Origin of the sequence: Nocardiopsis tropica, from assembly GCF_042660575.1 — a bacterium.
GTDB lineage: Bacteria > Actinomycetota > Actinomycetes > Streptosporangiales > Streptosporangiaceae > Nocardiopsis > Nocardiopsis tropica.
Window position 1 is genome coordinate 59,798 of the sequence record NZ_JBHSUF010000003.1, and the last position, 21,906, is coordinate 81,703.

The window sequence follows — 21,906 nt, forward strand, 5'->3', positions numbered from 1 at the left end:
GTGCCCCGCCGCCCCGGCGCCGTTCAGCCGCGGTCCTCCCCGATCGCGTACCGGCGGCGCGCGGTGCCCCCCGCCACCAGCGCGGCCTCCGCCGCCGAGGATCCCGCCGCGGCGACGGCCGCGCGCAGGGACCGCCAGGCCGTGGCGTGGTCGGCGGCCAGCAGGACGACCGGCCAGTTGCCCGCCAGCATCGACCGGTGCGCGCCGAACGCCTCCAGGGCCCGGCCGACCCAGGGGACCAGCAGGTCGGGCTCCCACTCCCAGCCGACCAGGACGTCGCCGCCGACCGAGACCTTCACGGAGGCCGAGGGCAGGGCGGCCAGCCGGTCGATCCACCCCTCCCACGCCTTCGGCTCCCCTCCGGCCAGGGGCGGGGTGGCCAGGTGGTCCACCACGATCGGCAGGTCGGGGCAGGCCGCGGCCACCTGCTCCACCAGGGCGACGTGGGACTCCGACGTCACCACGAGCTCCCAGAGCAGCCCGGCCCGCTCGGCGGAGCGCATGGTCGCCAGGAGGGCGGGATCGGCTCGGGTGCCCGGGGGCACCGCCGCCCGGAACCCCCTGACCAGGCCGGTGAGGGCGCGCACCCGTGCGAGCTCGCGCTCCGCCGCGACCTGGTCGGCCAGGGGCAGCCAGATCACCAGGGCCCCGGCCGGGGGGAACTCCCGGGCGTAGGCCGCCAGCCGGTCGTTCTCCCCGGGACCGGCCGCGCACTGGACCAGGACCGTGCGCCCGACCTCTCCCCCGGCCAGCTCCCGTTCCAGGTCGGCGGGGGTGAACGCACGGTCGAGCACGGCGGTCCCCGGGGTGCGCGGGCGGACGCCGACCGGCCAGAAGTGCTGGTGCGCGTCGACCGCGGCGGGGGTGGGAGGGGCTGCGGGGGGAGGCGTGGCGGAGGTGGGTCGCATGGGGGCTCCTTGCTCCAGAGATCCGGGCCCCTGAATTGTAGACAATAGTTCGCTAGCCAATAGGCCGAGATTCCGGGCCGCACGGATCCCCTTCGCCCTCCACGGAACGCACCCCGCACACGGCAGCGGCCCGGTCCCGGGGGTGTCCCCCTGGACCGGGCCGCTGCGCCTCCGCCCTCCGGACACCGGTCACCGCAGGGCCGCCCACGGGGCGGCTCTCGGTCAGGCGGGCTCGGACAGGCGCGCCGCGAGGGCACGCACGCAGTCGTCCAGGGCCCGGTCGAGTACGGCCCGGTCGCCGGTGGCCGACCACAGGTCGCTCAAGCCGCTGGCCAGCACCATGATCGTGGTCGCGACCTCCCGGGCGGGACGGGCGAGCGCCACGCCGGAGGCGGCCGACCACTCCGCTATCCGCTCGGCGGCGGCGCCCACGTACCTCTCGTGCTCCCAGCCCGGCAGATCGGCCAGCGCCGGGTCGCGGCGGGCCAGGGCGATGAGCTCGTCGAGCATCGCGTGGTGCCCCGGGTCGGTGCGCACGCTCTCCAGCTGCGCCTCCAGGACGTTGCGCAGCACGCCTTCCAGGTCGGTCGACCGGGAGGAGCGGTGCCGGGCGCTCTCGACCGAGCGGTCCACCTCGCTCTGCAGCAGGGCGCGGACCAGTGCCGTCTTCGTGCCGAAGCAGTAGTGGACCGAGCCGTGCGGCACGCCGGCGCGCTCGGCGATGGCGCGGGTGGTGGCGGCCGCCACCCCCTGCTCGCGCATCACCTCCGCCGCCGCGGTGAGCAGCTGGGCGCGTCGTTGTTCGATGGGCAGGTGCTCGCGCACCGCCGCCGTGTCTCGCCTGGTCGCCATGGGGTGCAAGATTACACGCGCAAGTTTTGGCCACTTGGCCAAAAATGGGGGTAGTCTGTGGGCACCACCGACCACGGGAGAGCGATCATGCACATCAGACAGGCCGGCGCGGACGACGTCGCGGCGTCCGCCGCGATCCTGGCCGAGGCGTTCGAGGACGACCCGCTCCTGCACGACTTCGTGCCCGACGGCCCGGACCGGCGCTCACGCCTGGCCCTGCTCTTCGCCGCCCTGATGCGCAGGGGGGCGCTGCGCCACGGCGCGGTGGACGTGGCCGAGGTCCCGGGCGAGGGCATCGTCGGCGTCGCGGTGTGGGAGGGTCCTGGCCCGGCGCCCGGCGCGGGGTGGGCCACCCCGCGGGAGGCCTGCGCCCTCGTGCGGGCCATGGGCGTACGGGGGCTGGTGTCCTCGTACCCCGTGCGGCGGGCCTTCGCACGCCACCGGCCCGGGCGCGCGCACTGGTACCTGGACCAGATCGGGGTCTCCGCCGCCGGGCGCGGCCGGGGGGTGGGCGGCGCCCTCCTGGCCCACGGACTGGAGCGGGCCGACCGCGAGGGCCTGCCCGCGTACCTGGTCTCGTCCACCGAGCACAACCGCCGCCTGTACCGCCGCCACGGTTTCGGGGACGGGGAGATCGTCGCGGGCGCGCGCGGCGCGGCCCCGATGGCGATGCTGCGCGAACCGGGAAGCGTCGCACCGGCCTGACCTGCCCGGGGAGCCGCCGGGCCCCGCCGACGAGGGCGGGGACTCCCCCGGCGCCCGGCGGCGCCGAAGGCCCGTGTCCCCGCCGGGGCCGGACCCCTCCCGTGTTCGGACCGGGGCACGTCCGGGCGTGACGCACCTCACGCGTCCGGCGGCCACGGGGATGTCACACCCGGCCCACCCGCTCCCGTCCTTGCCGTGTCAGCCCCGACACCGCAAGGAGAACACCATGCAGGCCCGACTCGACCTCTTCGGCAACGCCCTCGCCACGAAGCTCATGAAGCACATCGCCTCGGCGGGCAGGGCCATCGGGGAATCGACGCTTCCCCGCACCACCCAGGAGCTGGTGCAGCTCCGCGTCAGCCAGATCAACGGCTGCGCCTTCTGCACCGACATGCACACCAAGGAGGCGGCACGGGCCGGGGAGACGGCCGTGCGCATCAACCTGGTCGCCGTCTGGCGGGAGGCCACGGTCTTCACCGGGGCCGAGCGCGCCGCCCTGGAGCTGGCCGAGCAGGGCACCCGCATCGCCGACGCCGCCGGCGGGGTGGAGGACGGGGCGTGGGAGAGGGCCGCCGAGCACTACGACGAGGACCAGCTGGTCGCCCTGGTCTCCCTCATCTCCTTCATGAACACCGTCAACCGGCTGAACGTCATGGTCCAGACCCCCGCGGGCGACTACCAGCCCGGCCAGTTCGGCTGACCCCGCCCCGGCCCCGCGGAGGACGCCGCGCACCGCCCCGCGGCGGGGCGGGTCCTCCGCGGGCCGCACGGCGTTGCGCCCGATTCCCACCTCAATGAGATTCAAACCACCGATTTCAGAATCATTGTCCAAAACGTTACCAAGTGTCCTACCCTGATTCCCGGCGTGGCGTCGCCCCGACGCCACCGCGGTTCAGGGGAGGACCCGTGGCTCGAGGCAGACGTGCGGGAATGGCGCCGCGCTGGCGCAACCGGTGGCTGGCCGCGGGCGCCGCCGCGGGGCTCATGCTGTCCGCCTACGTGCTCGTCGAAGCCACCGACCCCGGGGCGGGCCCCGGAGCCGCGCGCTGCCAGGCCGCCCACGACAAGCGGGAGATGCGCGGCGCGTGGCTCACCACCGTCGGCAACATCGACTGGCCCTCCGAACCCGGGCTGAGCGCCGACGAGCAGCGGGCCGAGATGGACGAGCGCCTCGACGAGGCGGACGAACTCGGACTGAACACCGTCTTCCTGCACGTGCGCCCCACCGCCGACGCGGTCTACGAGTCCGAGCTGGAGCCCTGGTCCCGCTACCTCACCGGCGAGCAGGGCGGCGACCCCGGCTACGACCCGCTGGAGTACGCCGTCGAGCAGGCGCACCTGCGCGGACTGGAGCTGCACGCCTGGTTCAACCCCTACCGGGTCGGCCTGAACTCCGACATCGAGGAGATGGCCGAGGACCACCCGGTCAAGGACAACCCGGAGTGGCTGGTCGAGTACGGCGGCGAGGGCTTCCTCGACCCCGGGAACCCCGAGGTCCGGGAGTGGGTCACCGGCGTGATCATGGACGTCGTCGAGCGCTACGACATCGACGGGGTCCACTTCGACGACTTCTTCTACCCCTATCCCAAGGACGGGGAGGAGTTCGACGACGACGCCAGCTGGCAGGAGCACGGCGACGGCTTCGACGACCGCGAGGACTGGCGGCGCGACAACGTCAACCGGCTCGTGGAGGGCGTGCACGACCGGATCCAGGACACCGAGCCGTGGGTCCGCTTCGGGATCTCCCCGTTCGGCATCTGGCGCAACGACGGCAGCGACCCCACCGGGTCGGCGACCTCCGGCCTGGAGTCCTACGCCGCCCAGCACGCCGACACCCGCGCCTGGATCAGGGAGGGCATGGTCGACTACGTCGTCCCCCAGCTGTACTGGGAGCGCGGGTTCGGGGCCGCCGACTACGAGGAGCTCGTCCCCTGGTGGGCCTCGGAGGTCGAGGGCACCGGCGTGGACCTCTACATCGGCCAGGCCGCCTACCGGGTCGGCGAGAGCGGCTGGCGCGAGGACGACGCCCTCAGCACCCAGCTCGACTACACCGACGACTTCCCCGAGGTCGGGGGCGACGTCTACTTCTCCTTCACCTCCCTCACCGGCGCCGCCGAAGAGGCCTACGAGCACCTGGCCGAGGAGCACTACGCCGACCCGGCGCTCCCGCCCGTGGCCGACCCCTCCCGCGAGGGGCAGCCCCTGACCGGCGCCGTGACCGGGCTGACCGCCACCGCCGACGGCGACGGCGACGGGCTGGAGTGGGACGAGGTCGACGGCGCCCGGTCCTACGCCGTCTACCGGCTCGACCCGGACGAGGCGGCCCTGGTGGCGTCGGGGGACGCGGAGGACCGCTGCGAGGCCCTGTCCGCCGACAACCTCGTCGAGGTGACCGGCCGCACCTCCCTGGAGGGGCTCCCCTCCGGCGAGGACGCCCCGGAGGGAACCGCGTACGCGGTCACCGCCCTGGACGACTACCGGGTCGAGGGACCGGTCGGGGCCCTCGCCGACCCGCGCGGCTGACCCCTGCGGGGGACGACCGGCCCCCGCCGTCTCCCCCACAGGGGCCCACCCGTCCACGCGCTCCCCGGAGCGGCCCCGCCCGGAGCGCGCGGAACACCCCCGCACGGCGGTGGGCGTGCGCCCCGAAGCGGTCGCGCCGGCCCTGAAACAGGGCCGCGGGCAGGCGCTCCGCGCGCAGCTCGTCGAAGTACGCCGGCGCCGCCGGGAACCCCGGCGTGACGCAGTGCGAGGCCGACGACCTCGTCACCCGTGCCGCGCGGCGGAGTGATCCCCTGCCCCGGATTCAGGCGACTTTTCACCACACGTCCGGACAACCACTGCTGGTGTACGATGCCGAACCCGACCCCGCCGAGCACCATTGCGGGTGCTCTCGGACCGTGTCTCCCCCGAGCCGCCGGCCCGATGCCGGCTGAGGCCCACACGGAACAGCTTTCGTGATGCGAGTGCCCGCGCGGGCACACCCCCGAGGAGCCCCTTGTGGAGACCTTCACCCTGAACGACGGCCGCGAGATGCCCAAACTCGGCATCGGCCTCAACCAGGTCCCTTCCGCCGACGTCGGGCCGGCGCTGGCCCACGCCTTCGAGGTCGGCTACCGCTCGGTCGACACCGCCAACACGTACTTGAACGAGCGTGCTGTGGGCCAGGCCATCCGCCACAGCGGCTTGCCACGAGAGGACGTCTTCCTGACCACCAAGCTGTGGTCGACCGACTCCGGGTACACGAAGACCTCGACCGCGATCGACCGCACTCTGAAGCGGCTCGACACCGACTACCTGGACCTCCTGCTGCTGCACCAGCAGTACGGCGACTACAACGGTGCGTGGAGAGCGATGCAGGAGGCCGTCGCCGCGGGCAAGGTGCGCTCGATAGGCATCAGCAACTTCAATCTCAGAAGGCTGACCGACCTCACCAGCAGAGCGACGATCATGCCCGCCGTGGCGCAGCTGGAGCGTCACCCCTACTACCAGCAGCGGAAGCTGAAGGCTTTCCTCGAGCGGTTCGGCACCGTCGTGGAGTCCTGGTTCCCGCTCGGGCGCGGGGACAAGGAGCTGCTGGCGGAGCCCCTCTTCGCGGAGCTCGGACGCAAGTACGGGAAGTCACCCGTGCAGGTGATCCTGCGGTGGCACGTCCAGGACGACGGCATCGTCATCCCCGGCTCCACGAACCCGGCCCATATCCGGTCCAACTTCGAGCTGTTCGACTTCGAGCTGACGCCCGAGGAGATGGACCGGATCGCCGCGATGGACCGGAACAGACGATTCCACAACCTGCCCGAATTCCTCGAGAGGATCATTTTTCAGTCCATGCGCATGGACTACGACAAGAGGCAGCGCTGATCCACGGGCCGCCGGGTCCTCCCCGGGCAGTGCCCGGGGAGGACCCGGTCCCAGGTGCGGGCCGGCCTGGGTCGCGCGTTGGACGCGAGCTGACCTGTTCCCCTCCTGCCGCATGCCTCCCGCTGGTAGCGTCCGTGCTCCCACAGCCGAGAGGGGGTCTCCGATGGAGCCGCTACCCGAACGCACGCTCACCCTGGAAGAGATCCAGGGGTACGTGGCAAGGATGGAGGTGGAGCGCGGGTTCTCCGACAGCACGCTGATCGAGCAGGCGCTGAAACTGGCGGAGGAGACGGGCGAGGTGTGCAAGGCCGTGCGCAAGCGCTCCGCCCTCAGCGTCGACCCCCACAGCGCGGTGGGCGCTCTGGGCGAGGAACTGGCCGACGTGCTGATCTACGTCGCGGCTCTCGCGAACAGGGCGGGCATCGACCTGAGCCGCGCGTTGCGCGACAAGGAAGCGGTGAACGAGAACCGCACCTGGCGGTGAGGGTCGAGCGGTGTGCCCACGCCGCACCCCGTACACGCCGCCTGTGACGGCGTGGATCTGGCGGATGGTGCCGGTGAGCAGCACATGCCGGACCGAACGAGCCGAAGGGCCGCAGTCGCGCCAGGCGTAGAATCCCGACTCCGACACCCCCAGCACCCGGAGAACGACCTGGACCGGATGGCCTTCGGTGGCCATCACCGCGATCGCCTCGAACCGTCTTTGGGGGCACCACCTTTCCCAAGCGTGCACGGAGTCCAGGCAATCCCCTACCTTCTGGCGCAAATGGTGCTTTGCATTGACGAGGTCGTCCATGTCTCTCACCTCGACGCGATGGACTGTTCCGAAACGCCGAGGTTCACTGTCGATACCGGTAGACGCTGGCTTTGTCCTCCAGCGCGTATAGGGCATGGCGCGTGCGTTCCCACACATCCTCGCGTAGAAGCCTGGCCGCCTGCTCAAGCGTGTACCAGCCAACGGACTGCAGCTCGGGATCCCTCGGCCGCAACTCGCGCGCCACCCGTGGGGTGACCGCCCCTCCGTCGAAGACGAACATGATCAGGTCGTCCCACGGCCCGTGCGGGGCGACCCACTCCACACTCAATAGCCCCCTATTTCGACAACGAGCCCCACCTCCTCATTCACCTCTCTCCGGGCCGCGTTGTGAGGTGGCTCGTTGGCTTCAGCCATGCCGCCGGGCAGGTCCCAGAAGGGCTTGTAGACGGGATCGACCAAGAGCATGCGGCCCTGTTCATCTCGGATCAGGACCTTCGCGGCCACCCGTTTGCGGGCCTGGATCCGGTTCCCCTCGGCCAGTTGCTCACGCCACGCGCCGGGGTCACGTACATACAGAGATTCCTCTGCCGCCCCATCACCGCTCATGGCTCACCCCCTCCACTGCCAAGCGTGGTCGAGTCGCCCGAGCCCGGTTCTCACTACATCGAGCAACCTCGTAGCGACCTCAGGAATGCGACGGTACGGTCCGCGTTCTCTTGCCACGGCGTGAAGGTGCGCCTATGCCACCGCTGGCCCCTTCACGGCTTCTGATGTTGCGGTCCGGCCGACCACTGATGTGGCTTCCTCGACCTGCCCCTGACCAATCAGGTACGCCATTATCACATCGGTTAATGAATGACTATCGGCAGCACCGATAAATGATATCGGTGCGCCGATACCTCAGGCTCATTTGTTCCTTGACGATGAACGGGTGGAGCGGCTCTCGGCGGACCAGGCGAGAGTTCCAACGGTCCGTGGCCACCTCTGCTGCACGTCGTACACGGAGCCGCCGGAAGCGAGCTGGTGAGGAAGCCCCGCGATACCGGTGCCCCACACGAACCCCATCCTTGAAATCGGAACTCCTGAGGACTGCCGATGGATACTCCCCCCGACCATGTCGTTCTCGTCGCCTCTGGCGGCCTGGACAGCACGACTCTGGCCCACCTCCTCCATGCCCGCGGCTCCCGGCTCACGTTCATGGCCGTCGACTACGGTCAGCGCCACCGCATCGAACTGGCCTTCGCGAAGCGTGCTGCCCTGCGGCTCGACGCGGACTTCGAGCAGGTCGACCTGTCCGGCCTGACTCCGGTGTTGGCGGGTTCGGCGTTGACGGACCCCTCCGTGGAGGTACCGGACGGCCACTACACCGACGAGCGGATGGCCAGCACGGTCGTGCCCAACCGCAACGCCCTGATGCTGGACCTGGCGGTCGCTCTGGCTGTGTCCAGGGGCGCATCCGCTGTCGCGTTCGGCGCGCACGCCGGCGACCACCCCGTCTACCCGGACTGCCGCCCGGCGTTCGTCGAGGCGTTCGAGCAGTCGGCGCGTGTGGCCAACGAGGGGTTCCTCGACCCCGGGTTCCATGTACTGGCACCGTTCCTGACCATGACGAAGGCGCAGATCGTCTCCACAGGCGCCGAGCTCGGCGTGCCGTTCGAGGAGACGTGGTCGTGCTACCGCGGCCGAGAGGCGGCGCACTGTGGCCGGTGTGGGACGTGCATGGAGCGGCGGGAGGCGTTCTCCCTCGCCGGCGTCCAGGACCCCACGACCTACGCCAGCACCGACCACATCGCGACGGGGCGGTGAGCCTGTGTACCGCATCGCGAAGGAGTTCGGCTTCAGCGCCTCCCACCAGCTCCCCCATCTGAGCCCCGGGCACAAGTGCGCTCGCCTGCACGGGCACAACTACACCGTCACCGTGTTCCTGTCCTCGCCCGTCCTGGACGAGCGGGGGTTCATCGTCGACTTCGCCGAGCTGGCCCCGATCAAGGCGTTCCTGGACTCCTGCTGGGACCACCAGCACCTGAACGACTGCGTTCCCCTCCCTCCCACCAGCGAGCACCTGGCGAAGTTCCTGTTCGACTGGTGCCGGGACAACCTCCCCCTGCCGGACATGCGGGCGTTGGAGGTGGTGCGGGTGGCCGAATCCGACTCCACCTGGGCCGAGTACCGACCCGACCCGCCCGAAGCACCCCCGCAGTGCGGAGCGACGGGAGGAGCGGCGTGAGCAGGCGCAAGGAGGTGGAGAAGGCTCCCGATCAGCGGGACCTGCTCATCAGCGAGATCTTCGGGCCGACCTTCCAGGGAGAAGGGGCGTCCCTGGGGCAGCGGGCCGCGTTCGTCCGGCTGGCCGGATGCAACCTCGACTGTGGCTTCAGCCAGGGCTTCGAGGCCGCCACGATGCGGTGCGACACCCCCTACTCCTGGAACTGGGAGGCGTTCGACAAGCGCAACCACAGCCACCGCACGCCCCAGATGGAGGTGGTGGAGAAGGTTCGCGCGATCGGGGCCGACCTGGTCGTCTTCACCGGCGGTGAGCCGCTGCTCCAACAGCAGGCGTTGATCTGGGTGATGGACGTGTGCCGCGCACGGGGGATGCGGGTGGAGGTGGAGACCAACGGAACACGCATTCCCCGAGAGGCCCTGGTGGGTGTGGTCCACCGGTTCACGATCGGTCCGAAGCTGGCGGGCAGCGCGGTTCCCTACGCACAGCGGATCCGCCCGCAGGCCCTGCGCCGGTACATGTCCAGTGGCAAGGCCGTCTTCAAGTTCGTGGCCGCAGACCGGGGCGACTTGGAGGAGGTGGCGGCTTTGGAGCGTGACCTGGGGCTGGCGCCGATCTGGATCATGCCTGAGGGCACGACGGCCGAGGCCGTGCTCGAACGCGGCCGGGAGTTGGCCGATCCGGTGCTGGAGCGGGGATGGAACCTCACCACACGTCTGCACACGCTGCTGTGGGGTGATGAGCGTGGACGCTGAGTCCCAGGGAGGGCCTGGACGGGGCCGTCGTTCCCCTCACCCCGGGTCGCGCGTGCAGTGGTGCAGACCCGAAAGCGGCGGTGTGGGGATCGTTCCTGCCGTCCAGACGAGCACCACCGTAGCCCACGCCCGGCCCACGCGCCACTCCCTCATGCCGTTGTTGGGGGAACGCCAGCTCGCCCAGGCCCTGCGCCGCGCCGCCCGCCACTCCTCCTCTCCAGGGGCGGACGGGATGACTTGGGGGGAGTTCCGCGAGATCGCCGGGCAGCGCGTCCCGGCGCTGGCTCGTGCCCTGCGCGAGGGGACGTGGGAGCCGCAGCCGGTACGTCCCCTCACCGTCACCACCTACACCGGCAAGCTCATGCCTGCGGCCATCCCGACCGTCCAGGACCGCGTCGTGCACGGCGCGCTGCGGGCGGCGGCGGAGCCGGTGTTGGAGGCGTGGGCGTTCCACGATTGGGTGTCCGGCTACCGACCCAAGCGCAGTCGCATCACCGCTGTGCGCCACGCCGCCCGCCATATGGAGGCCGGTCTGGGGTGGGTGGCTGATGTGGATGTGCAGCGGGTGAGCGAGGGCGGCGACGTGGAGGAGGTGATCGGGTGGTTGGCCTCCTACGTCAAGGACGGTGCGTTCCTGGCCCGGGTCGCCACCGCGCTCCGAGGCCTGCCCTCACCGCTCGTTCCGGGGACCGGGTTGTGGCCGCTGCTGCTGAACCTGCGGTTGCACCAGGTCGACGTGCCCCTGTCCGATCTGCCGGTGGTGCGCTTCGCGGACAACTACTGCGTCTTCGCCTCCGACGAGGCCGAGGCCGAGCGGTCGATGGCGCGCATCGTCCAGGCGCTGGCCTCGGCCGGGTTGTCCCACCACCCGGACAAGAGCCGCGTCCGGGCGGTGGTCAACCCCGAAGACCTGTTCCTGATCGGAGGCTGAGCGTGACACCTGCGTTCTCGGAGCCGACCTGGGTCCTGGTGCCCGGCGGCACCTGCCTGTTCGGTGACAACGCCAAGCCCCTACCGGTTCCGCCGCTGCTGTGGTCCACCACTCCGGTGCCGCACGGCTGGGTCGAACAGGACCGGCCGGATCGTGCGACCCTCCCGCAGACCGGCATCACCCACGCCGAAGCCGCCGCCGTGGCGCGCCGGTTCGGGGGACGCCTGCCCACCTCGGTGGAGTGGGAGTGGATGGCCACAGGCCCCCGGCGTCGCCTCTACCCCTGGGGCGAGGAACCCTGGAGTCCCGGGCTGGCGAACCTGGCCCCGGCCGGGGCGGGAAGGCCCAGCCCGGTCGGTGCGCACCTCGCGGGTGCGACCCCTGAGGGGGTGCTGGATGTGGCGGGCAACGTGTGGGAGTGGACCAGCCGCACCACCATGGGCAACGGGGCGGTGATCCGCGGTGGCTCCTACGTCTCCCAGCCCCTCTACGCCCGCTGCACCTTCCTCAACGCCGCCCCGCGCGAACTGGGCTCGCCCGGCATCGGCGTGCGGGTGGTGCGAGAGCCATGACGGGCCGCCTGCTGATCCTGGGGTGCACCCGCGACAAGCTGGCGACTGCACGCCCCGTCGCCGCGATCGAGCTGTACACCGGGGACAGCGTTCCCCGGGTCCGCGACCGTCTGGGCCCTGAGCGCCTGTCCCGCACCCTCTTCCTCTCGGGGCTGCACGGCCTCATACCCGCCGATGCCCTCCTGCTCCCCTACGATCGGCGCCTGCGCCCTGAGGACGCCGGTGTCCTCAGTGAAGCCTCCTGCTCCCGCCTGCTGGCGTTCTCCCACCTGCAAGGGGTCCCCGAACAGGTGCTTCTGGTCGCCGAGGCCGACTACACGGCTCTGCTGGAACCGATCCTCGCCACGTGGGAGCGCACACGCATCACCCGCATCTTCGACCCCTGCGCCTGGGCCGACATCGCCCGGGTCCTGGACTCCTGGAGTTGGACATGACCAACCCGCCCTCCCTGAAACAGGTCCTCGCCACGCGAGGCAACGACCACCGCCCCCACACTGCGGCGTTCGAACGCCGCACCGGTCTGGGCTGGCACACCCCCACCCCGCCCGACGCCCCGGCGGCCCCGCTCTCGGTCGTCATCCCCGCCCACAACGTCGCCCACAGCCTGCCCCGGGTCCTGGATGCCCTCCAGTGCCAGCGCACGGCCGGTCAGGTGGAGGTGATCGTGGTCGACGACGCCAGCACCGACGACACCCCCCGCATCATCACCGGTCACCCGTGTGTGGACCTCGCGCGACGCCTGCCCCAACGGGCCGGTGCCGCCTCGGCCCGCAACCTCGGTGTCGCGCTGGCCTCGGCGCAGACGGTGGTGTTCGTGGACGCCGACATGGTGCTGCCCGAGCACGTGCTGGCCGACATGGGAGCACGTGCCACCGCCGAGGCGGTCCTGGTGGGCTTTCGCCACAACCACCCCGCCCACCTGCCACCCCCGACTCCAGAGGATCGGCCCGACCTGTACGCCGACCACCGGGTGAGCTGGCGGCCCCCGGCCGGCGTCCCCCTCATGTACTCGGGGACCGTGGTGGAAGAGCGGCGCGTCTTCCACCCGCTGGAGGAGACCGAGGACCTGCGGGCCCTGGGCCACGGTGCCCTCTTCTACGACTGGGACCTGCCCCGCATGGTCGTCACGGCGCTGGTGGGTGTGCCCCGCCAGGCCGTGCTGGAGGTGGGCGGCTTCGATCCGCGGTTCGGACAGGTGGGGTGGGGGTGCGAGGACACGCACCTGGGCGCCAAGCTCATCGCCCACGGGCTGCTCGTGGTGCCTCTGCGCCAGGCGGTCGGGTTCCACCTGGACCCCCCGGACGCCGAGGACCAGTGGAAGGGCAAGCTCGCCTCCCTGCCCGCGACGGTGGACCACTACCGCCGCCACCTGGACCGGCCCGCTCCCGACCGGGGCGCGGCGAAGTTCGACGAGCAGGTGCGCCCGCTGGTGGACGTGTGCGAGGTGCTGCGATGAAGCGCGTCTTCGCCGCCGCCTACCGCGGCGGGCGCTGCCTGGTGCACGACCCCGCGACCGGCCTCACCCACACCAGCCCCTCCCCTGTCCCGCTGGGGCGGGTGGAGTTGGACGAGGGCACCGTGTCCTCATGGCCGACCGTCCACCCTGGCGAGATCGGTGCCCACGTCCCGATCAGCGTGTGCTGGTCCCCGCTGGTGCGCTGCAACCTGAGCTGCCCGCACTGCCTGGACGACAAGACACTGGCCGAGCAGTCGTCGGCCGACCGGTTGCGTATCGCGCGGATCCTGGCCGGATCCCAGGTCATGGGCGTGGACATCTCCGGCGGCGAACCGCTCCTGCTGCGGGACCTGACCGCTCTGTGCGAGGTGTTGACCGGGGCTGGCCTGGTCGTCAGCCTCACCACCAACGGGTGGCACCTGGAGCGCCGGGCCCGTGAGTTGCGGGGGCGGGTGGACGCCGTCGCCGTCAGCCTGGACGGCCCCACCGCCCACGTGCACGACTCCTGGCGCGGAAAGGGGAGTTTCGAGCGCGCCCTCGCGGGTGTGCGCACCTGTACCCGACTGGGGCTGCGTGTCCAGCTCCAGACCGTGCTCATGGCCGACACCACCAACCACGCCCAGCAGGTGGTGGACCTGGCCGCCGACCTGGGGGCGGGTGGGGTGACGTTCTTGCAGATGCTGCCCATCGGCGACGGCGCGGCGCTCGCCCCCTCCCAGATGCTCGACGACACCGACGCGCAGAGGGTCGTGGACGGCCTCACCACCCCCAAGGGGGCGCAGGTCCGGTTGCGGCGGCGCGATGCCGCAGGCGGGTTCAGTGTGATCCGCGCCGATGGGCGCCTGTGGCGCAACACCCCCTCCGCCGAAGGGATCGGCGCGTTGAGGGTGCTGCGCGAGGTGGAGGATCTGACACTCGACGGCAGGGACGGTTCGGCATGACGCACCCTTCCCCGACCGGACGCCGCTACTTCGGGCACCGCAGGATCCACCACGTCACCGAGAGACGGTTCGCCCAAGCCATCACCAACCTCGCTGAGCAGGTACGCCTGTCACACCCACGGGTAGGACTCGTCGTCGGCATCGCCCGAGGCGGCACCCGAGCCGCCACGGCCCTCGCCGGGCTCCTGGGCATACCGTCCGCCCTCGTCTTCGCCCGCCACAACACGAGCGAGGACACCCACCTGTCCGCCTCCGGCGACGTCACGGTCGACCTCACCGACCTGCCCGCGCACCTGTCCGGCATGGCGGAAGGCACGGACGTGCTGGTGGTGGACGACATCTGCGGCAGCGGCGCCACCCTCCAAGTCCTGCGCCGCGCCCTGTCCGCTCATCTGGGTGCGGACACCGCACCGGTCGAGGCGGTGCTGTGCCGCAACCTCGGCAGCGCCCATGCCCCCGACCTGGTGGTGTGGGAGGTCGATGACTGGGTGCTCTTCCCCTGGGAGGAGCGGCCCTCCTCCGCTCTACCGCTGGTCGAGCTTCCCGCACCTTCGGAAGGGGGGACCTGATGCGACACTCCTTCGCGTTCGTCCTGCTCTCCTATGCCCCCGACGTCGCCGCAGGCATGGAGCGGGCCACGGCCGGACTCGCCCACGGCCTCACCCAGACGGGACACGACGCCGTCATCATCACCGCCGCCCAGGTCCCCGATCCCCTCCCCGGAGTCGAGCGGCTGCGCTCTTTGTCCCTGCCTGGTTCCGGGGAGGATGAGCATCTGCGGCGGGCCATCGTCGAGAACCAGGATGCCGTCCACCGCGAGTTGGGCGCGGTGTTCACCGCCCACCGGGTGGACACGGTGGTCTATGTCGACGCCCTGTGGGGCATGGGGCGGGCCATGGCCGAACACCCGGCGCGTCACGTCCTGGCGGTGCACGTGGTCGGGCACGACGAAGACCTCGCGCCGGCCCTCGCGGCGGCCGACGCCGTCATCGCCCCCTCCCCCACCGTGCTCCGCCAGGCCACCGAACGCGGGTACCGGACCGGGGACTGGAAGGTGGTACCCAACAGTCTGCACTGGGAGTCCCCGTCCGCGCTGTCGCCCGCCCGGGTCGAGGAACGGCGCACCCGGGGTCCGGTGCGCGTGCTCGCGCGCCTGGGTCCGGAGAAGGGGGTCGACCGCCTGTTGGCCGCACCGGCTCCCCGCGGGCACAGGATCGACATCGCCCTGGCGCCCGCCCCCTTCGCCTCCTCCGGAGGAGCCCAACAGCGGCTCCTGGACACGTGCCGGTGCCTGGCCGATCGCCAACCGCAGGTCCGCGTCGTCGGTGGCGTGCCGTGGGAGCGGGTCCCGGTGTGGTTGGGTCAGGCCGGGGTCGTGGTCGTGCCCTCCCTCCAGGAGACCTTCGGCCTGGTCGCTCTGGAGGCCATGAGCGTCGGGGTTCCCGTCGTGGCCCACGACGTGGACCACTTGCCCGACCTCATCGGCGCCGAAGAGTCAGCCGGAGGCGTCCTCGTGCCCCTCGGCCGTGGCGCGGAGGGTTTGTGGGAAGCCGCCCGCGACCTGCTCGCGAATCCGGTAACGTACCGTGCCAGAGCACAGGCTGCGTACTACCGCGCGCGGGACTTCCGGCCATCCGCCGTCGCTGAGTCATGCCTGAAAGCGGTACCCCGATGACGAATACGCCCCTGCTCCTGGTCGACGGCCACAACCTGTTGTGGCGCGCGGCCTTCGGCTTCCCCGCGGAGATCCGCTCCCGCGACAAGACGCGCGACCTGACCGCCGTCTTCGGTTTCTTCGCCCTGCTGCGTGTGGCCATCCGCGACGAATTCCCCGACCTGCCCGAGGTCCTGGTGGTGTTCGACGGCGAGCACGGCAGCGACGACCGCAAGCAGGACGACGCCGACTACAAGGCCAACCGCCCCGCCGACGATGAGGCCCTCAAGCCGATCCTGGCTCTGCCGCACGTCAAACAGGGCCTGGACCTTCATCAGGTTGCGTGGGTCGAGATCGAGGACGCCGAAGCCGACGACGTCATCGCCACCCTGGTGCACCTGGAACCGCAGCGCCCGACCCGGGTCTTCTCCACCGATCGCGACTACTACCAGTTGCTCACCGACCAGGTACGTGTGCTCAACACCTGCATGCACCCGGGCAAACGCCACATCGGCCCCGCCCAGGTGAGCGAACGGTACGGCATCACCCCGGCGCAGTGGGCGTCGTTCCGGGCCCTGAGTGGGGACAAGAGCGACAACATCCCCGGTGTCACCGGCATCGGGGACAAGACCGCCGCCAGGCTCCTGGCCAACGGCGCCCAGGTCCAGGACCTGCCCGCCTCGGGTAGGCTCACCGGCCGGGCCGGTGAGCGTGTCCGCGCGCAGTGGGAGCAGGTACTCACCTGGCACCGGATGATCACCATGGACACCGCCGTCCCCCTCCCGGCCAAACCCTCCAACGCTCCGTCTCCTCTGCTGCCCGCGCCCGCCGCAGTCGTGGAGGAGCTGGGGCTGTGGTGAGGCCGCCCGGGTCGGTAATGACGGTCATGGCCCACCCCGACGACGCCGAGCTGTGGGCCGGGGGGTACCTGGCCCTGTGCGCCCGCACCGGTTCCCAGGTCACCGTCGCCCTGCCCCGCCATGACCCCGAACGCGACGCCGAGGCCGAGGCCGGGGCCGCCATGCTCGGCGCGCGGGTGAGGTTGCTCGACCACGCCGACCGTGCAGGCCTGGCCGCCCTTCTGGAGCAGGAGCGGCCCGAGGTGGTCATCACGCACCCGGTGCGCGATGTCCACCCCGACCACCGCCGTGTGGCCGAGGCGCTGCTCGAAGCGCTTCCTGAGGTGGTGATCTCCACGGGGCACCCCCGACGCGTCTACACCGCCGACTCCTACAACGGGCTCACCCTGGACGGTGCGATCGCCCCGTCGACCATGGTCGACGTCAGTGACACCTTCGAGACCAAGATGCGGGCCCTCGCGCAGCACCGGTCCCAACCGATCACCGAGCACTTCGGCCCCATGGCCAGCACCCTCGCGCGCTTGTGGGGCGGGCGGATCGGTGTGACGCACGCGGAGAACTACACGCCGCTGCCCGTCCTGGGACGCCTCACCCACGCCACCCACCTGTAATCGTTCCCCCGCGAACCACACAGGAGTTCCGCATGCCCGGACCCGGCTCTGCCGTGTACCAGTACAGCACCCTGACCTCCTCTGCCCAGGCCGCCACTGCCCAGGCCCTGCTCGCCTCCGGCACGCTCGGCTCGATCGGCGGCCACCACCTCCAACAGCTCGAAGCCCGCGTGGCCGACCTGACCGGCCGCGCCGGGGCGATGTCCTGCGCCAGCGCCTCCGCCGCCCTCGAACTCACCCTGCGCGCTCTGGATCTGGGGCCGGGCGATGAGGTGATCGTTCCCGAGGTGGCGTGGGTGTCGTTGGGGGCCGCCATCGACCACGTCGGCGCACGGGTGCGGGTCGCGCCGGTGGGCAGGGACCTCACGCCCCGGTGGGAGGACCTGGCCGCGCGCATCGGCCCGTCCACCCGGGCCGTGATCCTCGCGCACCTGCGTGGACGCCCCGCACCGGACACCGAACGCATCACCGGAGAGCTCCGGCGCCGCGGCGTCCTCCTGATCGAGGACTGTGCCCAGGCCTGGGGCGTCACCGTCGCAGGGCTCCCCGCCGGTGCGCGCGGTACCGTCGCGGTCTTCTCCCTCAACCACCACAAGCTCGTCTCCACCGGCGAGGGCGGCGTCGTGGTCACCGACGACACCGCCCTGCTGGAGCGGCTGCGGGCCCTGGCCGGGGACACCCGCATCGCCCTGCCCGGCCGGTGGCGGACCAGCCTGCGCCTCAGCGAACTCCACGCGGCCCTGGCCCTGCCCCAGCTCGACTTCCTCCCCGAGCTGACCGGGCACCTGCGCCGGCTCCAACACCGGCTCAGCGTCGCCGCCTCGGCCTCACCGCTCACCACCCACGTCCTCCCCGAGCCGGGAGAGTGTGGGGAGGCGAACGGGTCCCTGCTGGGGATGTGGGTGCACGACGCCGACACGGCGCGGGAGTTGTCCGACCGGTTCTTCTCCCTGGGCGTCCCCTCCTGGCATCCGCGCGAGGGTGACCTGCACCTGGCCTCCTCCTGGCCCACCCGCGCCGAAGGATCGCGCGTCGACCTCGGCTCCTACCTCGACATGGGTGTCCCCTACCTGCCCCAGGAGCACCACGACGCGTTCGTGTCGGCGTTCACCGCCACCCTGTCCGAAGTGGCCCTCGCACGAGGTGGTGCGCATGCCTGATCAAATCCCTGCCCGGTGCGTGATCGTGGGGTGCGGGATGGTCGCCCAGGAGTACATGGCCACCCTCACCGCCCACCCCGACCTGGTGCGGGTGACGGCGTGTGCGGATCTGGACCCCGAACGGGCCCGCGTCTTCGCCGACCGCCACGACCTGACACCGGTCACGGTCGAAGAGGCCGTGGAGGGGATGGCGGGCGACCTCATCGTCATCCTCACTCCACCCCACACCCACCTTGCTCTGGCAGAACGGGCGGTGACCGCGGGGGTCGCGGTGTACCTGGAGAAACCCCTCGGTGACGACGCGGCGGCCGGGCAACGCCTCCTGGACCGCGCCCGAGCGCAGGGGGTGGCCGTTGGATGCGCGCCGGACACGGTCCTGGCCCCGCCGGCACGCCTGGCGGCGCAGTTGATCGAGCAGGGGGTGCTCGGAACCGTCACCAGCGCCAGCGCCACACTGGTGGGACCGGGCCCGGAGAGCTGGCACCCGACACCCCAGACCCTCTACGCGGAAGGCGTCGGGCCGTTGCGGGACATGGGGCCCTACTACCTGAGCATGCTGGTCCACCTGCTCGGCCCCGTCTCCACCGTGCACGGCTCCGCTCAGCACCACCGCACACCCCGGCACACCCTTGGCGGCGAGAGCTTCCCGGCACAGTCCCCGACCCACGTCAACTCCCTGCTCAGCTTCGCCTCCGGTGCCTCGGCCACGCTCACGGTCGGATGGGACGGGTCCGTCTCCGCTACACCGCACCTGGAGATCCGCGGAACCGACGCGACGCTGGCGCTCCCCGACCCCAACTTCCACCACGGCACCCTGAGGCTGCGCCACTCCTGGCGCGAACCCTGGAAGGAACTCCACCCGCCCGCGGCCGACCCACCGCCCGGCCGCGGCATCGGTGTCCTGGCCACCACCCGCCGCCTCACCACCCCTCATCCCCCGTGGGAGAGCGCCGAGCTGGCGCTCCACGTCCTCCACCTCATCGAAGCCATCGAGCACGCGGCCACCCGCGAGCCCTGCCCGGTTCCCGCCCACACCCGATGACAGAAGAGGCGCCATGGTCCACCGCACCACACCCCACCTGCGTGACAGCACCCATGCCTACCCGCAGGAAACAGCCTGGTGCCGCCTGTCCCAGTACCTGGGCGAGGACTTCCAACCCCGCCTGCGGGACTTCGACGAACTCCGCCGGCACCTCGACCGGGAGTGGGGCGCCCTCGGACCGAACTTCTACACCCACAGCCAGGGCTACCTCTACGACCTGACCCACTTCCACTACATGGAGGCCAAACGCACCTTCCTCCACTCCCTCCGATGCTTCGCCGACCACCACCGGCTCACCACGATCGCGGACGTGGGCTGCGGCATCGGCCTGGACGCCCAGGCGCTCCTGAACGCCGGGTACGACGTCCACGCCTACGACTTGGACAATCCGTCCCTGGTCTACGCGCGGTGGCGCTTCGACCGGGACATGGGAGCAGGCGAACGCGTCCACGACCTGACGGAGTTCCCCGGGCGCGTCTACGACCTGGTGTACGCGGCCGACGTGATCGGCCACAGCTGCGATCCGAGCGCCACGCTCATCACCTTGTTCCAAGCCGGACGGTACGTCTGCGTCACACTGCCGCCCCATGACTGTCGCCACCGCTACGGGCCTGTCGACCTGCACCCGCAACTGGACCACGAACGTGTGCTTCCCTTCATGCAGCGCCACGGTGAGTTGGTACGGATGGAGAGCACACCGGGAAGCACCATTTCCTTTTGGCGAAGCCTTTCCATCACTTAGAGCTCATCTCGAAAGCCCTGCGAGGTGGCCCTGCGTCTGGCATGATCACGTGCTGTGAGCGATGTGTTGCCTGACGGGCTCTGGGAGATCGTCCAACCCCTGCTGCCGCCGGCCCCGAAGACCGGCCGCCCCCGCGCCGACCAGAGAGCGGTCATGACCACCGTGCTGTTCGTCCAGGCCTCGGGCTGTTCCTGGGAGAAAGCCGACGGCCTGTTCGGCGTCACCCGCGCTACCGCCCACCATTGGTTCCAGACCTGGACCGAGGCGGGCCTGTGGCCCACGATCCACCGCACCATCCTGGATGAGCTGGGCAGAAGGGCCTGCTGGACTGGTCCCGCGCCACCGTCGACTCCCAGTCGATCCGCGCCAAGAGAGGGGGAGAACACGGGGCCAAACCCCACCGATAGGGGCAAACCCGGCTCCAAGCTCCACCTGCTGTGCGACAACCAGGGCCTCCCGTTGACCTGCGCGGTCTCCGCGGCCAACGTCAACGACATCGAGGCACTCAAGCCCCTGGTCCGGGGTATCCCGGCGGTGCGCTCACGGCGAGGTCCCCGGCGGCGGCGTCCGGCCAAGCTCCACGGCGACAAGGCCTACCACTCCCGGGCCCAGCGCCGCTGGCTGCGCGAACGCGGCATCGGGGTGCGTCTGGCCCGTCCCGGCGTCGAGTCCTCCCAGCGTCTAGGGCCGGCACCGGTACAAGGTCGAGCGCTCCATCGCTTGGTTGGGCTCCTGCCGCAGGTTGAACGTGCGTTGGGAGCGCAAGGCCTCGGCCTTCCTGGCCATGCTCGGCATCGCCTGCATCCTCATCTGCTACAAGCACCTGGCCAAGCACGCTGATGGCTTTTGAGATGAGTTCTTAACTGGAGGGCCGTGGCATGCTCTGGCCGTGGCGATCAAGCTCAACCGTGCGGTTCTGACCCACCCCTGGTTCACCGGCATCTCCCGACACCACCTGGCCGCGCTCGTCGAGGGGCTGGCCCACCCCTGGGAGGTAGCGGTTGGAGACCACCGGGACCGGGACCGGGGCGGGGCGAGGAAACGGGCCGCCGGGGCGGGTGCCCGGCACCGGCTGGTCTTCGTCGACTGCCTGGTGGCCACCCCGATCCACCTGCGCCATGACCTGCCGCACGCCGTCCTGGGCCTGCTGTTCGGGGTCGACCGTTCCACCATGACCCGTGCCATCGGCCAGCTCCGCTCCCTGTTGGCCGAGCGCGGATGCGCGGCCCCGAACCGCCCGGGAGTACGGTTGCGCACCCTGGAGGACGTGTTCGCCTACGCCCACGCCGAGGGTGTGGAACTGCGGCTGGACGCCACCGAGGTCCAGGTCCAGGTCCAGCGGCCCCGAGCGGGGCGGGGCGGCCGGCGGGCGTTCGTCTCGGGCAAGAAGAAGCAGAACACGATGAAGGCCACCGTCGTGGCCGACCACCTCGGGCGCACCTTGTGGACCGACGCCATGCGCCCGGGGCGGATGCACGACGCCACCGCAGTGCGCACCGAGGGCATCGACGCGTGTTTCCGGCACTTCCTCGAGGTGGAGGTGCTGCTCGACGACGGGTACCTGGGCCTGCGACGTGACCACCCTCATCAGGCCCTGACTCCGCCGCGCAAGCCGAACACGAGTGCTCTGCCCGAGTTCCACGAGCGGTGGAAGCACCGCCGCCACGCGCATTCCTCTGATCGGATCACTGTCGAGCACGCCTTGGCCGACCATAAGCGCTGGAAGCAGTTGATGCGTTGGACGCACCGGCGGGAGAACCTGACGACCACCTATCGGGCCATCGCCGGACTGGTCTCCGACCGCAGCGCGAACACCTGACCGGCACCACGAGCGGGGCCACCATGCCTCACCCGCTATCACGCACCAACTCGTTA

Annotated in this window: 27 protein-coding genes and 1 pseudogene; 23 read left to right on the plus strand and 5 right to left on the minus strand. The window is 71.1% G+C overall.

What is annotated here, in order from left to right; translation table 11 throughout:
* Window positions 1–23: 23 nt before the first annotated feature.
* Entirely contained in the window at window positions 24–908 is an 885-nt protein-coding gene (locus tag ACFQBR_RS05830) for an amidohydrolase family protein (protein WP_378552314.1), read from the minus strand.
* A 222-nt stretch (window positions 909–1,130) separates the two neighbouring features.
* Window positions 1,131–1,760: a TetR/AcrR family transcriptional regulator gene (locus ACFQBR_RS05835; RefSeq protein WP_344178403.1), complete on the minus strand. Its 630-nt coding sequence runs from the start codon at window positions 1,758–1,760 to the stop codon at window positions 1,131–1,133.
* Between the two features lie 87 nt (window positions 1,761–1,847).
* Between ACFQBR_RS05835 and ACFQBR_RS05840 the strand changes: the two genes are divergently transcribed.
* The 3 genes from ACFQBR_RS05840 to ACFQBR_RS05850 all read left to right on the plus strand — a co-directional run bounded on the left by ACFQBR_RS05840 (window position 1,848) and on the right by ACFQBR_RS05850 (window position 4,988).
* Window positions 1,848–2,465 (plus strand): GNAT family N-acetyltransferase, encoded by a 618-nt coding sequence (locus ACFQBR_RS05840; protein WP_344178404.1) that lies wholly within the window; start codon window positions 1,848–1,850, stop codon window positions 2,463–2,465.
* Window positions 2,466–2,691: 226 nt separating this feature from the next.
* The gene (locus ACFQBR_RS05845) at window positions 2,692–3,165 is read left to right on the plus strand and encodes a carboxymuconolactone decarboxylase family protein (RefSeq protein ID WP_344178406.1); all 474 of its coding nucleotides are present in this window, start codon (window positions 2,692–2,694) and stop codon (window positions 3,163–3,165) included.
* A gap of 230 nt (window positions 3,166–3,395) precedes the next feature.
* Window positions 3,396–4,988: a glycoside hydrolase family 10-like protein gene (locus tag ACFQBR_RS05850; RefSeq protein WP_344178505.1), complete on the plus strand. Its 1,593-nt coding sequence runs from the start codon at window positions 3,396–3,398 to the stop codon at window positions 4,986–4,988.
* Here ACFQBR_RS05850 and ACFQBR_RS05855 read toward each other — a convergent pair.
* Window positions 4,924–5,235, minus strand: a complete 312-nt coding sequence (locus ACFQBR_RS05855) for a hypothetical protein (protein ID WP_344178408.1) — start codon at window positions 5,233–5,235, stop codon at window positions 4,924–4,926. The genes ACFQBR_RS05850 and ACFQBR_RS05855 overlap by 65 nt on opposite strands.
* A 230-nt stretch (window positions 5,236–5,465) precedes the next feature.
* On the opposite strand from ACFQBR_RS05855, the gene ACFQBR_RS05860 reads away from it, so the two are divergent.
* Together ACFQBR_RS05860 and ACFQBR_RS05865 are read left to right on the plus strand one after the other, a co-directional pair.
* The gene (locus ACFQBR_RS05860; RefSeq protein WP_344178410.1) at window positions 5,466–6,326 is read left to right on the plus strand and encodes an aldo/keto reductase; all 861 of its coding nucleotides are present in this window, start codon (window positions 5,466–5,468) and stop codon (window positions 6,324–6,326) included.
* A gap of 163 nt (window positions 6,327–6,489) precedes the next feature.
* Entirely contained in the window at window positions 6,490–6,810 is a 321-nt protein-coding gene (locus tag ACFQBR_RS05865) for a MazG nucleotide pyrophosphohydrolase domain-containing protein (protein ID WP_344178412.1), read from the plus strand.
* Between the two features lie 355 nt (window positions 6,811–7,165).
* On the opposite strand, the gene ACFQBR_RS05870 is transcribed toward ACFQBR_RS05865, so the two are convergent.
* Window positions 7,166–7,363: an NUDIX hydrolase gene (locus ACFQBR_RS05870; RefSeq protein WP_344178414.1), complete on the minus strand. Its 198-nt coding sequence runs from the start codon at window positions 7,361–7,363 to the stop codon at window positions 7,166–7,168.
* A 44-nt stretch (window positions 7,364–7,407) separates the two neighbouring features.
* A complete protein-coding gene (locus ACFQBR_RS05875; RefSeq protein WP_344178416.1) occupies window positions 7,408–7,689 on the minus strand; it encodes an NUDIX hydrolase in 282 nt (93 codons plus the stop codon).
* A 489-nt stretch (window positions 7,690–8,178) separates the two neighbouring features.
* Between ACFQBR_RS05875 and queC the strand changes: the two genes are divergently transcribed.
* The 18 genes and pseudogenes from queC (at window position 8,179) to ACFQBR_RS05965 (ending at window position 21,850) form a co-directional block, all read left to right on the plus strand.
* Window positions 8,179–8,889, plus strand: coding sequence for a 7-cyano-7-deazaguanine synthase QueC (gene queC / locus ACFQBR_RS05880; protein WP_344178418.1), 711 nt, complete (start codon window positions 8,179–8,181; stop codon window positions 8,887–8,889).
* Window positions 8,890–8,893: 4 nt separating this feature from the next.
* The gene (locus ACFQBR_RS05885) at window positions 8,894–9,310 is read left to right on the plus strand and encodes a 6-pyruvoyl trahydropterin synthase family protein (protein ID WP_344178420.1); all 417 of its coding nucleotides are present in this window, start codon (window positions 8,894–8,896) and stop codon (window positions 9,308–9,310) included.
* Window positions 9,307–10,062: a 7-carboxy-7-deazaguanine synthase QueE gene (locus ACFQBR_RS05890; RefSeq protein WP_344178422.1), complete on the plus strand. Its 756-nt coding sequence runs from the start codon at window positions 9,307–9,309 to the stop codon at window positions 10,060–10,062. Before ACFQBR_RS05885 ends, ACFQBR_RS05890 begins: the two co-directional genes overlap by 4 nt.
* Window positions 10,063–10,144: 82 nt before the next feature.
* The gene (locus ACFQBR_RS05895; RefSeq protein ID WP_344178424.1) at window positions 10,145–10,993 is read left to right on the plus strand and encodes a reverse transcriptase domain-containing protein; all 849 of its coding nucleotides are present in this window, start codon (window positions 10,145–10,147) and stop codon (window positions 10,991–10,993) included.
* Window positions 10,994–10,995: 2 nt separating this feature from the next.
* Window positions 10,996–11,565 (plus strand): formylglycine-generating enzyme family protein, encoded by a 570-nt coding sequence (locus ACFQBR_RS05900; protein WP_344178426.1) that lies wholly within the window; start codon window positions 10,996–10,998, stop codon window positions 11,563–11,565.
* Window positions 11,562–11,999: a hypothetical protein gene (locus tag ACFQBR_RS05905; RefSeq protein WP_344178429.1), complete on the plus strand. Its 438-nt coding sequence runs from the start codon at window positions 11,562–11,564 to the stop codon at window positions 11,997–11,999. The genes ACFQBR_RS05900 and ACFQBR_RS05905 overlap by 4 nt, the downstream gene beginning before the upstream one ends.
* Window positions 11,996–13,021 (plus strand): glycosyltransferase family 2 protein, encoded by a 1,026-nt coding sequence (locus ACFQBR_RS05910; protein ID WP_344178431.1) that lies wholly within the window; start codon window positions 11,996–11,998, stop codon window positions 13,019–13,021. Before ACFQBR_RS05905 ends, ACFQBR_RS05910 begins: the two co-directional genes overlap by 4 nt.
* Complete coding sequence (locus ACFQBR_RS05915) at window positions 13,018–13,962, plus strand: radical SAM protein (protein ID WP_344178433.1); 945 nt, start codon at window positions 13,018–13,020, stop codon at window positions 13,960–13,962. Before ACFQBR_RS05910 ends, ACFQBR_RS05915 begins: the two co-directional genes overlap by 4 nt.
* Complete coding sequence (locus ACFQBR_RS05920) at window positions 13,959–14,531, plus strand: phosphoribosyltransferase (RefSeq protein ID WP_344178435.1); 573 nt, start codon at window positions 13,959–13,961, stop codon at window positions 14,529–14,531. The genes ACFQBR_RS05915 and ACFQBR_RS05920 overlap by 4 nt, the downstream gene beginning before the upstream one ends.
* The gene (locus ACFQBR_RS05925; protein ID WP_344178437.1) at window positions 14,531–15,637 is read left to right on the plus strand and encodes a glycosyltransferase family 4 protein; all 1,107 of its coding nucleotides are present in this window, start codon (window positions 14,531–14,533) and stop codon (window positions 15,635–15,637) included. Before ACFQBR_RS05920 ends, ACFQBR_RS05925 begins: the two co-directional genes overlap by 1 nt.
* Window positions 15,634–16,476 (plus strand): 5'-3' exonuclease, encoded by an 843-nt coding sequence (locus tag ACFQBR_RS05930; RefSeq protein ID WP_344178439.1) that lies wholly within the window; start codon window positions 15,634–15,636, stop codon window positions 16,474–16,476. The genes ACFQBR_RS05925 and ACFQBR_RS05930 overlap by 4 nt, the downstream gene beginning before the upstream one ends.
* 26 nt (window positions 16,477–16,502) lie before the next feature.
* Entirely contained in the window at window positions 16,503–17,087 is a 585-nt protein-coding gene (locus ACFQBR_RS05935; protein ID WP_344178441.1) for a PIG-L deacetylase family protein, read from the plus strand.
* A 32-nt stretch (window positions 17,088–17,119) separates the two neighbouring features.
* Window positions 17,120–18,247: an aminotransferase class I/II-fold pyridoxal phosphate-dependent enzyme gene (locus tag ACFQBR_RS05940; protein WP_344178443.1), complete on the plus strand. Its 1,128-nt coding sequence runs from the start codon at window positions 17,120–17,122 to the stop codon at window positions 18,245–18,247.
* On the plus strand, window positions 18,240–19,289 hold the full coding sequence (locus ACFQBR_RS05945) for a Gfo/Idh/MocA family protein (protein ID WP_344178445.1): 1,050 nt from the start codon (window positions 18,240–18,242) through the stop codon (window positions 19,287–19,289). Before ACFQBR_RS05940 ends, ACFQBR_RS05945 begins: the two co-directional genes overlap by 8 nt.
* Window positions 19,290–19,302: 13 nt before the next feature.
* On the plus strand, window positions 19,303–20,031 hold the full coding sequence (locus ACFQBR_RS05950) for a class I SAM-dependent methyltransferase (protein ID WP_344178447.1): 729 nt from the start codon (window positions 19,303–19,305) through the stop codon (window positions 20,029–20,031).
* A gap of 63 nt (window positions 20,032–20,094) precedes the next feature.
* Window positions 20,095–20,646: pseudogene (locus ACFQBR_RS05955) on the plus strand (IS5 family transposase); the annotation flags it as partial.
* Window positions 20,647–20,773: 127 nt separating this feature from the next.
* On the plus strand, window positions 20,774–20,881 hold the full coding sequence (locus ACFQBR_RS05960) for a hypothetical protein (protein WP_378552328.1): 108 nt from the start codon (window positions 20,774–20,776) through the stop codon (window positions 20,879–20,881).
* Window positions 20,882–20,920: 39 nt separating this feature from the next.
* Window positions 20,921–21,850 carry a transposase family protein gene (locus tag ACFQBR_RS05965; protein ID WP_344178450.1) on the plus strand — a complete coding sequence of 310 codons (930 nt, stop codon included), beginning with the start codon at window positions 20,921–20,923 and terminating at the stop codon, window positions 21,848–21,850.
* Window positions 21,851–21,906 lie beyond the last annotated feature (56 nt).